This is a genomic window from Thalassolituus sp. UBA3500 (assembly GCF_002377545.1).
Classification (GTDB): Bacteria; Pseudomonadota; Gammaproteobacteria; order Pseudomonadales; family Oceanobacteraceae; genus Thalassolituus.
The window spans coordinates 162,699-174,759 of the sequence record NZ_DFQB01000001.1; the positions used below are offsets into that span (position 1 = coordinate 162,699).

At 49.8% G+C, this 12,061-nt stretch carries 11 protein-coding genes; all 11 read left to right on the forward strand.

Going from position 1 to position 12,061, the window contains the following annotated elements:
• The first annotated feature begins 1 nt into the window (after window position 1).
• Window positions 2–1,369: a UDP-N-acetylmuramoyl-L-alanine--D-glutamate ligase gene (gene murD / locus B2R29_RS00755; RefSeq protein ID WP_301179344.1), complete on the forward strand. Its 1,368-nt coding sequence runs from the start codon at window positions 2–4 to the stop codon at window positions 1,367–1,369.
• On the forward strand, window positions 1,366–2,529 hold the full coding sequence (ftsW, locus tag B2R29_RS00760; protein ID WP_301179345.1) for a putative lipid II flippase FtsW: 1,164 nt from the start codon (window positions 1,366–1,368) through the stop codon (window positions 2,527–2,529). The genes murD and ftsW overlap by 4 nt, the downstream gene beginning before the upstream one ends.
• Window positions 2,522–3,592, forward strand: a complete 1,071-nt coding sequence (gene murG, locus B2R29_RS00765; RefSeq protein ID WP_301179346.1) for an undecaprenyldiphospho-muramoylpentapeptide beta-N-acetylglucosaminyltransferase — start codon at window positions 2,522–2,524, stop codon at window positions 3,590–3,592. The genes ftsW and murG overlap by 8 nt, the downstream gene beginning before the upstream one ends.
• Before the next feature lie 22 nt (window positions 3,593–3,614).
• Window positions 3,615–5,036 carry a UDP-N-acetylmuramate--L-alanine ligase gene (murC, locus tag B2R29_RS00770; protein WP_301179475.1) on the forward strand — a complete coding sequence of 474 codons (1,422 nt, stop codon included), beginning with the start codon at window positions 3,615–3,617 and terminating at the stop codon, window positions 5,034–5,036.
• Window positions 5,033–5,959, forward strand: a complete 927-nt coding sequence (locus B2R29_RS00775; RefSeq protein WP_301179347.1) for a D-alanine--D-alanine ligase — start codon at window positions 5,033–5,035, stop codon at window positions 5,957–5,959. The genes murC and B2R29_RS00775 overlap by 4 nt, the downstream gene beginning before the upstream one ends.
• Window positions 5,949–6,728: a cell division protein FtsQ/DivIB gene (locus tag B2R29_RS00780; protein ID WP_301179348.1), complete on the forward strand. Its 780-nt coding sequence runs from the start codon at window positions 5,949–5,951 to the stop codon at window positions 6,726–6,728. Before B2R29_RS00775 ends, B2R29_RS00780 begins: the two co-directional genes overlap by 11 nt.
• Window positions 6,728–7,963, forward strand: a complete 1,236-nt coding sequence (gene ftsA / locus B2R29_RS00785) for a cell division protein FtsA (RefSeq protein ID WP_301179349.1) — start codon at window positions 6,728–6,730, stop codon at window positions 7,961–7,963. Before B2R29_RS00780 ends, ftsA begins: the two co-directional genes overlap by 1 nt.
• A gap of 62 nt (window positions 7,964–8,025) precedes the next feature.
• The gene (ftsZ, locus tag B2R29_RS00790) at window positions 8,026–9,189 is read left to right on the forward strand and encodes a cell division protein FtsZ (protein WP_301179476.1); all 1,164 of its coding nucleotides are present in this window, start codon (window positions 8,026–8,028) and stop codon (window positions 9,187–9,189) included.
• 85 nt (window positions 9,190–9,274) lie between these two features.
• The gene (gene lpxC / locus B2R29_RS00795) at window positions 9,275–10,183 is read left to right on the forward strand and encodes a UDP-3-O-acyl-N-acetylglucosamine deacetylase (RefSeq protein ID WP_301179350.1); all 909 of its coding nucleotides are present in this window, start codon (window positions 9,275–9,277) and stop codon (window positions 10,181–10,183) included.
• 173 nt (window positions 10,184–10,356) lie between these two features.
• A complete protein-coding gene (locus B2R29_RS00800) occupies window positions 10,357–11,286 on the forward strand; it encodes a M23 family metallopeptidase (RefSeq protein ID WP_301179351.1) in 930 nt (309 codons plus the stop codon).
• 116 nt (window positions 11,287–11,402) lie between these two features.
• Window positions 11,403–12,061, forward strand: a 659-nt coding sequence (locus B2R29_RS00805) for a DEAD/DEAH box helicase (protein WP_349677977.1), incomplete at its 3' end; no start/stop codon positions are given.

Genomic DNA, 12,061 nt, shown 5'->3' on the forward strand with positions numbered 1-12,061 from the left:
AATGACGACAGAAACTAAGAACATTAAGCGCTATCTGATCGTTGGCCTCGGGCTGACAGGTCTGTCGTGCGCGCGTTTTTGTCAATCCCGTGGTTTTAATTTCAGTTTGTGTGACACACGCACTGAGCTGCCTGCGATCGATAGTATTCGCAGTGAATTTCCAGGTATCGATATTACGCTTGGGTTACCTGACGCGGATGTGCTCGCTCAGTACGACGAACTGGTTGTCAGTCCGGGCATTAATGTGAACACGCCAACCTTTATTGCAGCAGCAGAGAAAGGGGTAACAATTTCTGGCGATGTTCAGTTATTTTCTGAATATCGTACCCGGCCGGTTATCGCGATTACTGGTTCCAATGGCAAGAGCACGGTGACAAGCCTTGTGACAGATATGCTGAATGCCGCAGGTGTAAAGGCCGTGGCCTGTGGGAATATTGGTCTTCCTGTGCTTGATCTTCTGACTGAGCAGACGCCTGTAGATGTGTATGTTGCTGAACTATCAAGCTTTCAGTTAGAAACCACCCGCAATCTCAATGCCGAGGTTGCGGGAATCCTGAATATTTCACCGGATCATATGGACCGCTACGCCGGCATGGCGGATTACGAGAGAGCCAAGCAGCGTATTTTTCAGGGCGCTCAGCACGTCATTGTAAATGGTGATGACGACCATACATTGCCCGCATTAACGGTATCAGACAGTTCTACGAAGTTCTCTTTGGCGATACCTGATAGTAACGCTTTCGGTATTACAGCGGACGGCGAGGATATCTGGTTGGCTCATGGTAGTGAGCGGCTGATCAAGGCATCAGATCTTTCTATTCGCGGCATGCACAATATTGCAAATGCCCTGGCTGCCTTAGCTTTTATTGATGCGCTCAGAGCAGACTTAAATATTGATTCTGACAAATGCCTGAATGGGTTAAAGAACTTCAAAGGTCTGGATCATCGTTGTCAGCATGTCGCTGTGATCAATGGTGTTGAATATATTAACGATTCAAAAGGCACCAATGAAGGCTCAACCGTTGCCGCGATTCAAGGCCTTGGGCCGGTGACTGAAGGAGAGCTTTGGTTAATTGCTGGTGGCGAGAGCAAAGGGCAGACTTTTGCCGAGCTGGCGGCTGCCTGTGAGAAGCGAGTGGCCGGTGTTTATCTCTACGGTGCAGACCGGGATATCATGGTATCAGCGCTTTCAGCTACAACCGTGAAAGGAGTATTCAGCACTCTCACTGACGCAGTCAATGCGGCAAGTGAACAGGCTACCTCGGGTGATACTGTGCTGTTCTCTCCTGCGTGCGCCAGTTTTGATCAGTTCCGTAACTACGTTCATCGAGGTGAATTTTTCTGTGGTTGCGTGGGGGCGTTGTCATGAATATGGATGCTCTCCGCTGGCAACAAAACAGCTCTTTATTTTACCCATGGATTGCACTGCTGGTACTGGGTTGGCTGATGGTAGCTTCTGCATCGACAGGGATTGCTGAAGATTACACGGGCAACCCTGCCTATTTCGCTATTCGTCACGCGGTCTATCTCGCCGCTGGTATTGCTGTGGCTTTCGCAACGTCGCAGATTTCGATGTCGCGCTGGGCAAAGTTTGATGGCCTCCTTCTGCTTGCAGGCATACTTGGGCTGATACTGGTTTTTGTTCCGGGTATAGGGCATGAAGTAAATGGTAGTCAGCGCTGGCTGAACCTCGGAATTATTAAAATTCAGGCGTCGGAGTTAGCTAAGGTTGGTGCCGTATTTTATGTTGCTGGTTACCTGGTACGCCGTGAAGATGAAGTAAAGAGTCAGTGGTCTGGATTTCTTAAACCTCTGGGTATCCTCGGGGCGATGGTTGGACTCTTACTTATGGAGCCGGATTTTGGCGCCGTCGTAGTGCTTCTCGGTGCCGCCATGATTATGTTGTTTCTTGGTGGTGTAAAAGCCGGTCAATTCTTCCTTCTAACTTTCGCGACCGTTGCTATCGGCGTGCTTGTTGTCGGTAGTGAAGATTATCGGGTTAATCGCCTCTTAGCTTATCTGAACCCTTGGGCTCCTGAACACGTATACGGCACAGGTTATCAGCTGACTCAGTCTTTGATTGCGTTCGGTCGTGGAGAGTTGTTCGGCGTTGGATTTGGCGAAAGTGTTCAGAAATTATTTTATCTCCCTGAAGCTCATACCGATTTTGTATTCGCAATCTGGGCCGAAGAAACCGGCCTGGTCGGTGGCTTAGTTGCTCTTGGTTTACTTGGGTATCTGGTGGCATGTATCTGGAATATCGCCTGGGAAGCGCAAAAACAAGGGCTGATGTATGCATCTTACGTCGCGACTGGTCTGGCAGCTCTGCTTGGTTTGCAGATCGTTATTAACCTTGGGGTAAATACCGGCTTATTGCCGACTAAGGGGCTGACGCTTCCATTTTTCAGTTATGGCGGCAGTAGCTTAATGATGTGTTGTGCCATGGTCGGTATTGTGATGCGTGTTACCTATGAAACTGAGCTGGCGCGCCAGTCGAATCAAACTAAAGAGGAGGACGTAAATGAGTAACGTGGTCCTCATGATGGCAGGCGGAACCGGAGGTCATGTTTTCCCGGCACTTGCTGTCGCCCACGCGTTAAAAGAGCAGGGCTATGAAATTCATTGGCTAGGAACATCTGCAGGCATAGAAGCAGATCTGGTACCAGCGAATGGCTTTCCTCTGCACACAATTAATATTGCCGGGTTGCGTGGTAAAGGAAAGTTAGGTCTTTTGGGCGCGCCGTTGAAAATTTTAAAGGCAGTCGGGCAAGCGCTTGCCGTTATTCGTAAAGTAAAACCTTTGGCAGTCGTCGGCCTGGGTGGATATGCGACGGGGCCGGGTGGCATTGCAGCCTGGTTGAAAGGAATCCCGCTGTTGATTCATGAGCAGAATGCCTTTGCGGGCATGACCAACAAATTATTGCAGCGTTTTTCTGCAGTAACGATGCAAGCATTTCCTGGAGCACTTGAAGGTGCTTTGGTGACAGGAAACCCAGTACGCGAAGAGGTCGCTCAGATTCCAGCACCGGATGTGCGGGAATTTCATGAAGGGAAGTTGCGTGTCTTAGTCGTTGGCGGAAGCCTTGGCGCTGTTGCTTTAAATAATGCTGTGTTTGAAGCCATGGCGATGCTTTCTCCAGAGCAGCGACCTGATCTGAGGCACCAGGTAGGGAAGAGAAATATTGATGAAGTGCAGACGATGTATACCGAAGCGGGTATTGACGTCGATGTGACAGCATTTATTGATGATATGGCTGCTGCATATTCTTGGGCAGATCTTGTGGTTTGTCGTTCTGGCGCACTCACTGTTTCAGAAGTGGCGGCAGCGGGCTGCGCTGCGATTTTTGTTCCTTTCCCATATGCCGTCGATGATCATCAGACGGTGAATGCTCAGTACCTGCAAAAAGAGGGAGCAGCAATTATTCGTCAGCAGGCTGAACTGACACCTGATTGGCTGTCGCAGCAATGGGTGCAGCTCGAACAGGATCGCGCTTTGCTGCGTGACATGTCTATTAAGGCTCGTGGACTGGCTATGACTGATGCCACTGAAAAAGTAGTTGAGCAGGTCAGGAGGTTCGCGCGTGAGCAATAAACACCCCTCAGATTTAGTGAATATGATTCCAGAAATGCGCCGGATTCGAGTGATCCATTTTGTAGGCATTGGCGGTGCTGGTATGTGTGGTATTGCAGAAGTGCTGCTGAACCAGGGCTATCGGATTACCGGGTCTGACTTGAAAGATTCGGCAGTAACACAGCGTCTCAGAACGCTGGGTGCAGAAGTCTTTATTGGTCACCAAGAAGATAACATCAGCGAAGCTGATGTCTTGGTCGTATCGACGGCTATCGATGAGAGTAATCCAGAAGTGAGTGCAGCGCTAACGCGTCGTGTGCCGATTGTCCGACGTGCAGAAATGTTGGCTGAACTGATGCGTTTCCGTCATGGTATTGCGGTCGCAGGTACACACGGTAAGACAACAACTACCAGTCTTGTGACGTCAGTTCTGGCTGAAGCAAAGCTGGACCCTACGTTTGTCATCGGTGGCAAACTCAACAGCGCTGGAGCCAATGCTCGCCTGGGTTTAAGTCGTTATCTGGTCGCTGAAGCGGATGAAAGCGATGCGAGCTTTCTTCATCTCCAGCCTATGGTTTCAATCGTCACGAACATCGATGCGGACCATATGAGTACATATGGTGGCGATTTTGAAAAACTGAAAAATACCTTCATCGAGTTTCTGCACAACCTGCCTTTTTATGGTCTCGCGGTTGTTTGCATCGACGATGATAACGTCAGAAGTATTCTTCCGGGTCTGAGTCGTCAGGTAACGACGTATGGTTTTTCTGAAGACGCCGACTATCGCGCGACTGATCTTCAGCAGGATGGCATTTTCACCAGCTTTAACGTTCATCGCTCAGGTAAAGATGCGCCTCTTTCTATACGTATGCGGATGCCGGGTAAGCACAATGTACTGAATGCACTGGCCGCCATAGCCGTTGCGGAAGATGAAGGTGTTGATGAGCAATCGATAGTTCTGGCGCTGGAAAAATTCGAAGGTGTTGGCCGACGCTTTCAGATAAACGGCACAGTACCGTTAGGTAACGGCGACGTCATGCTGGTTGACGACTATGGTCATCACCCGCGTGAACTCGAAGTTACTCTGGATGCTATTCGTAAAGGCTTTCCTGAACGTCGCCTTGTCATGGTATTTCAACCACACCGTTATTCACGTACGCGCGATCTGTATGAAGATTTCGTTCGTGTGTTAAGTGACGCTGATGTACTTCTTCTTATGGAGGTTTATCCGGCGGGTGAGAAACCGATCGCTGGTGCTGATGGCCGTTCAATGTGTGGAACTATCCGACAGCGTGGTCCGGTTGACCCTGTCTTTATTGAACGGGATGAATCACTTAAAACCCCTCTACAGACCATGTTGCGACCGGGAGATCTTTTGTTAACTCAAGGGGCCGGTGACATTGGCGGCATAGCGATGAATATTGCTGAAAACCTTGGTGAATGGCTGAAGGAGATCGAAGAATGAGCATCGATACTCTGGGGAAAATTGCCGTGTTAATGGGTGGTACTTCTGCTGAGCGTAAAGTTTCATTGCGTAGTGGTACTGCGGTTGCTGACGCACTTGAGAGTGTGGGTGGCAATGTTGTACGTGTCGATATTCAAGGGCATGCGATCAGTCAACTGACAGAGCTGGATTTCGATGTTGCCTTTATTGCCTTGCATGGCCGTGGTGGTGAAGACGGAACAATCCAGGGGGTGCTCGAATGGCTTGATAAGCCTTACACCGGCAGTGGTGTTATGGCATCGGCACTGGCCATGGATAAATGGCGTACAAAAATGATCTGGATGGCGGCGCAACTACCAACGCCAAATGCCTATCTTTTGGATGCCAGTTCCGATTGGGTAGCGATCAATGAAGCGCTGGATGCTAATGCCATCGTTAAGCCCGCTCGTGAAGGATCAAGCATTGGTATGCGTCGTGTTCATAATGCTGAGGATCTGAAATCCAGTTACGAATTTGCCAGCGAGTACGATGGACTGGTGCTTGCTGAACGGTGGGTAGAAGGGCGTGAATTTACAGTCGCCATCGTCGACGGTGAGGCGTTACCTGTCATCCAGTTACGCACGTCTCATGAGTTTTACGACTACGACGCAAAATATCAGTCGAATGACACTGAATACCTGTTGCCATGTGGTTTGAGTGACCACGAAGAAAAAACACTTCAGGCGCTGGCGCTGAAAGCATTCGAAGTGTTGGGAGCAGCGGGCTGGGGGCGTATTGATGTCATGCAGGATGCCGATGGCGCTTTCTGGTTGCTTGAGGCCAATACCAGCCCGGGTATGACGGATCATAGCCTGGTGCCTATGGCTGCGAAGGCGTCTGGCCTGGAGTTTCCCGAGCTGGTTACCCGCTTATTAATTGAAGCGGTAGAGCGTCATGGCCACTAAGAAAGCAGCAGCACGGCGCGGTGCGACGAAAAAGGTAGAAAAGCAGCCTAAACGGAATATAAAGCTGAGGTTGCCTTCCTGGTTTTCGGTCAATGCGCTTGGCTGGATCGTTCTGCCGGTAGTGCTGGTTGGTTTGTTTTTCGGTGGTCGCCAGATGATGGATCAGTGGTTGATCGAAAGAATTGAAGTGAAAGGTAATCTGGTGGTCTGGTCACCAGAAGATATTAAAAATCAGGTCAGTTGGGTGTTGGGTAATGGTTTTTACTCAGCCGACCTGACCTCGGTATACGACAGCGTTTTAAATATGCCTCTGATACATAATGTTCAGGTCAGAAAGCGTTGGCCAGATCGCATAGAAATCAGTGTATCTGAAGATATTCCGATGGCGGTTTGGAATGGCAGCCAAATAATTGGTATTAACGGCGATTTAATGTCGATACCTGACCATTTTAATGTCGATAAATTGGCATCCATTGACGGAAATAATGAATACCTCGACGAGTCCATAAAAAACTTCCGACTTGTTCAGCAGGTAATGGGGGCGAGTGATATAAAAATTCAGAGTATGGATATCTCTGATACGGGCTCTATGAGTCTTCATCTCAGTAATCAATGGGATGTGTTTATCGGCAGCGCGCACCTTGAGAAGCGTGCTCTGCGATTGAAAAAACTACTAACAGGACTGCCTGCTGACGAAGTCAGTGCAGTTGATTTGAGATACGGAAAAGGCGCGGCGATTCAGTGGCGCTCTGAGCAGGAGAAAGGTTGATGAGCACAACGCAGCAGAAGCGAATGCTGGTCGGGCTGGATATCGGAACTTCGAAAGTCGTTGCTATCGTTGGTGAAGTAGACGTGGACGGCAATATTGAGGTTGTAGGTCTTGGTAGCTGCCCAAGTCGCGGTCTGAAAAAAGGCGTCGTAGTGAACATCGAATCTACCGTTCATTCGATTCAGCGAGCGATTGAAGAAGCAGAGCTTATGGCAGGCTGCACGATTCACTCGGTGTACGTAGGCATTGCCGGAAGTCATATCCATTCGATGAACTCAAACGGTATCGTTGCGGTAAAAGATCGCGAAGTTACCCCGATGGATATCGAACGTGTTATCGACGCGGCTCAGGCAGTGGCGATACCTCAGGATCAAGCGATTCTTCACGTGCTGCCACAGGAATACGTGGTGGACAGTCAGGAAGGAATCAAAGAGCCCGTAGGTATGGCAGGCGTTCGCCTTGAAGCTAAGGTTCATCTGGTTACTGGCTCTGTGAATGCTATTCAGAATATTGAGCGTTGTGTGCAGCGCTGCAACCTGGAAACGGATGACATTATTCTCGAGCAGTTGGCATCGAGTTATTCCGTACTCACAGATGACGAACGTGAGCTTGGCGTCTGTATGGTCGACATCGGTGGTGGTACTACCGATATCGCAATTTTTACTGAGGGAGCAATACGTCATACAGCAGTCATTCCGATCGCCGGAGATCAGGTGACAAATGATATTGCGATGGCATTGCGCACTCCGACGCAGCACGCTGAAAAAATTAAGATGAAGTACGCCTGTGCGCTGACTCAATTGGCCAAAGCGGACGAAACAGTAAAAGTGCCAAGTGTGGGAGATCGTCCACCACGAGACCTTTCCCGACAGGCATTAGCTGAAGTTGTTGAACCACGTTATGACGAATTGTTTACTCTGATTCAGGCGGAGTTAAGACGCAGTGGTTTCGAGGATCTTATTGCGGCTGGCATTGTCCTTACAGGTGGTACTTCTAAAATGGAAGGCGTGGTAGAACTCGCCGAAGAAATTTTCCATATGCCTGTTCGTCTTGCTCGTCCTGTTGGTGTTTCCGGCCTGTCGGGAGAGATAGATAATCCGATTTATTCAACGTCGGTTGGATTGCTTTTATATGCCGCCGGACAGGAATATAAAAAATCCCGAAATAAAGTGGTTCAGGAAGATAAAAAAAATCCATTTGGCCGCATAAAAGAATGGATTAAAGATAATTTTTAATATTAAATATACTCGCGCGGAAAATAGGAGATAATGCTATGTCTCATACAAGAGAAGGTGATATGTTCGAGCTTGCAGATGATGTGCAGCAGAATGCAGTAATAAAAGTAATCGGTGTTGGTGGCGGCGGCGGTAACGCTGTTCAGCATATGGTCGAAAGTCAGATTGATGGCGTCGACTTTATTTGCGCTAACACAGATGCTCAGGCACTGCGTAATGTTGATTCTCGTTCAGTAATTCAGTTGGGCAATGGCCTGACCAAAGGTCTGGGTGCGGGTGCAAATCCGAACGTTGGCCGTGAAGCGGCAATGGAAGACCGTGAGCGTATCGCAGAAGCTCTGCGTGGAGCAGACATGGTATTCATTACTGCAGGTATGGGAGGCGGCACCGGAACCGGTGGTGCTCCAGTAGTTGCAGAAGTCGCAAAAGAACTCGGTATTCTTACCGTAGCGGTTGTCACCAAGCCTTTTCCGTTTGAAGGGAAGAAGCGCATGGCAATCGCGGGTCAGGGCCTCGAACAGCTTTCTGAGCATGTGGACTCCCTGATTACTATTCCAAATGAAAAACTCCTTTCCGTTCTGGGTAAAGGTACGTCTCTTCTTGATGCCTTTAAGGCAGCGAACGATGTTCTCCAGGGCGCAGTTCAGGGCATCGCGGATCTGATTACTCGTCCAGGTATGATCAACGTCGACTTTGCAGACGTACGCACCGTTATGTCTGAAATGGGTCAGGCAATGATGGGTACAGGCACAGCCACCGGCGAGAACCGCGCACGTGAAGCTGCTGAGAAAGCGATCGGTAGTCCGCTTCTGGAAGATGTTGATCTCCGTGGCGCGAAAGGTATTCTGGTAAACGTAACGGCTGGCTTTGATCTGTCACTGGGCGAGTTCAGTGAAGTGGGTGAGACCGTTGAAGAGTTTGCTTCTGAAAACGCAACCGTTGTTGTCGGTACAGTGATCGATCCTGACCTGACTGACGAACTGCGTGTTACAGTAGTTGCAACTGGTTTGGGTGAATCTGAAGTGATTGAGGAACCAAAGCCGACAAAGGTTGTCGATAACACGGCACAAAGCCGTGCACCTGAGACATCTTCAGACTATCGTGAGCTTGATCGTCCGACGGTTACCCGTCAGGCAGGTAATGCAGCTCGCAAGCTGGACTCAGGCGAGAACCCTGATATGGACTATCTCGATATTCCAGCATTCTTGCGTCGCCAGGCTGATTAACAAACACACACTGGCGTGTTAGTAATCTGCTGGTATAATGCACGGCAATTGTACGATAAATGTTCAATAATGTCAGGAATGTCCGATGATAAGACAACGCACTCTTAATAACACCATCCGCGCGACCGGCGTGGGGCTGCACTCAGGTGAAAAAGTTTACCTGACGCTGAAGCCTGCCCCGGTGGATAGTGGCATTATCTTCCGCCGTGTTGATCTTGATCCTATCATCGACATTCCAGCGACTGCCTTGCAGGTTGGCGAAACCACGCTGTCTACGACTCTGGTAAAAGATAACGCCAAGGTTGATACCGTTGAGCACCTGCTGTCTGCGATGGCTGGTCTGGGTATCGATAATGCGATCGTTGAACTCAGCGCTCAGGAAGTACCTATTATGGATGGTAGTTCTGGCCCGTTCGTGTTCCTGCTGCAATCTGCGGGTATTGCTGAGCAGGAAGCACCGAAGAAGTTCATTCGTATCAAGCGCAAAGTTGAGGTTCGTGAAGGCGACAAGATCGCCTCATTCGTGCCTTATGAAGGCTTTAAAGTGACCTTTGAGATTGATTTTGATCACCCTGTTTTCCGCCAGAGTGTTCAAACGGCCAGTCTCGATTTCTCATCGACTTCTTACGTGAAAGAAGTAAGTCGCGCTCGCACATTTGGTTTTACCAAAGACCTTGAGTACATGCGTTCCAAGAATCTTGCTCTGGGAGGTAGCGTTAAGAACGCTATCGTTGTGGACGACTACCGTGTGCTGAACGAGGACGGACTGCGCTATGACGACGAGTTCGTTAAGCATAAGATCCTCGATGCGGTTGGCGACCTTTATCTTCTCGGTCACAGCCTGATCGGTGAGTTCGTTGGCCATAAATCTGGTCACGGTCTGAACAACCGACTGTTGCGTGAGCTGCTTCAGCAGGAAGATGCCTGGGAATTTGTTGAGTTCACAGATACAGAAACTTCGCCGATCACTTACATGAGACCTGCTGCCGGTTAACGTAAGTACACAATTCTGGCTTGTTTCATTGTTTATCAAGGCCATACTCATGTAATCATCGCTAACAGGATGGTTTATGATATGGCCTTATTCGTATATGCAGCTTTTAGATGTGCAGATCCAGAAGGTGGCAAGCGCCAGAGTAAGGTACAGATTCAGTAGTCATTGTATCCATGAACATTATTATTGTCGGCCGTCGCCACGGTGAATCGCGAAATATTAAACTGACCAGCACAGTGAAGCATCTGTTGCTGGGGCTTTTGTTTGCTCTACCGATGGCAATGGGTGCTGCGGGCTATTGGCTTGCTGAGCGCCTGAGCGGTGATATGGCTCTGGCCCCGGATGCAGCCAAAGCCTGGGAGCGTGATCTCGTAGAGCAGCGTGAAGAACTGCAGGCTTTAAGGCATTCTGCAGAGCAGGAAATGGCTGCGCTTACTGTGCGGTTGGCGGAGATTCAGAGCCGCGTTCTGCGACTTGATGCGGTTGGTGAGCGCCTTGTAGACAGCGCAGGCTTACCAACGGATGAGTTCGATTTTGGTGTTGCCCCTTCCGTGGGCGGCCCGATCGCTGCGCCAGAGAGTAATTATCAGGTTCCGGAAATATCTAACGCGATCCAGCAACTTGCTGATCGTATCACCAGCCGTGAGCAGCAGCTTGATATCCTTGATGACTTATTCGCAGCTCAGAAGCTGAGCGAAGATACCTTCGTAGCAGGGCGTCCGATTACCAAAGGCTGGATGTCCTCGCGTTATGGCTATCGTGCAGATCCTTTCACTGGTCGCTCTGCCTGGCACGCAGGTGTCGATTTCGCGGGCAAAGACGGCTCTGATATCGTTGCCGTTGCGGCTGGTGTTGTTACTTACTCAGGCCCGCGCTACGGGTACGGCAACCTGGTAGAAGTGAATCACGGCAACGGATACAAAACCCGCTACGCGCATTGTAAAGAGATCAAAGTCAGTGTCGGTGATATCGTTCGCAAGAGCGATGTGATCGCCTTGATGGGTAGTACTGGCCGCTCAACTGGCCCGCATGTACACTTCGAAGTCTTCAAAAACGGGCGCAGCGTAGATCCGGCAGCCTACATTCATCGACGCCCGCGCTGAATAAAACCCTCTCCCATCTTGTCAACACCCCGGCAACTCAGTAGCCTTTAGCACTTTGCTTTACGCTATGCCCGGGCATCGTCGTACCAGAATATTTTACGGACAGACACAACCTCATGATTGGTAACATTTTCCGCAAAGTTTTCGGCAGTAAGAATAGCCGCGAACTCAAACGTATGGGCAAGATCGTCGCCCGCATCAATGCGCTCGAAGAAGATATGAAAGCACTCAGCGATGAACAGCTGGGAGCGAAAACGGGCGAATTCAAGGAAGCCATACAGAAAGGTAAATCTCTGGATGATCTTCTGCCAGAAGCTTTTGCCGTCTGCCGTGAAGCGAGCCGTCGTGTCATGGGTATGCGCCATTTTGATGTGCAGTTGATCGGTGGTATCTCGTTACACGAAGGGCGCATTGCGGAGATGCGTACCGGTGAAGGTAAGACGCTGGTCGCGACGCTGCCTTCCTATCTGAACGCATTAACCGGTAAGAGTGTTCATGTGGTTACCGTGAACGACTATCTGGCTCGCCGTGACGGTGACTGGAATCGTCCACTGTTCGAATTCCTGGGGATGACCGTGGGTACTGTTGTACCAGGTATGGCGCCACAGGATAAAAAACCACAATACGAGTGTGACGTCGTTTACGGCACAAACAATGAGTTTGGTTTCGACTACTTGCGCGACAATATGGCGTTCTCGAAAGAGCAGAAAGTTCAGCGTGATCTCGCCTTTGCCATTGTCGATGAGGTTGACTCGATTCTGATCGATGAAGCGCG

Bases quoted from the DNA above. Each gene is read 5' to 3' on its own strand.
- murD (WP_301179344.1), top strand. From the start codon at position 2: ATGACGACAGAAACTAAGAACATTAAGCGCTATCTGATCGTTGGCCTC.
- ftsW (WP_301179345.1), top strand. From the start codon at position 1,366: ATGAATATGGATGCTCTCCGCTGGCAACAAAACAGCTCTTTATTTTAC.
- murG (WP_301179346.1), top strand. From the start codon at position 2,522: ATGAGTAACGTGGTCCTCATGATGGCAGGCGGAACCGGAGGTCATGTT.
- murC (WP_301179475.1), top strand. From the start codon at position 3,615: ATGATTCCAGAAATGCGCCGGATTCGAGTGATCCATTTTGTAGGCATT.
- B2R29_RS00775 (WP_301179347.1), top strand. From the start codon at position 5,033: ATGAGCATCGATACTCTGGGGAAAATTGCCGTGTTAATGGGTGGTACT.
- B2R29_RS00780 (WP_301179348.1), top strand. From the start codon at position 5,949: ATGGCCACTAAGAAAGCAGCAGCACGGCGCGGTGCGACGAAAAAGGTA.
- ftsA (WP_301179349.1), top strand. From the start codon at position 6,728: ATGAGCACAACGCAGCAGAAGCGAATGCTGGTCGGGCTGGATATCGGA.
- ftsZ (WP_301179476.1), top strand. From the start codon at position 8,026: ATGTTCGAGCTTGCAGATGATGTGCAGCAGAATGCAGTAATAAAAGTA.
- lpxC (WP_301179350.1), top strand. From the start codon at position 9,275: ATGATAAGACAACGCACTCTTAATAACACCATCCGCGCGACCGGCGTG.
- B2R29_RS00800 (WP_301179351.1), top strand. From the start codon at position 10,357: ATGAACATTATTATTGTCGGCCGTCGCCACGGTGAATCGCGAAATATT.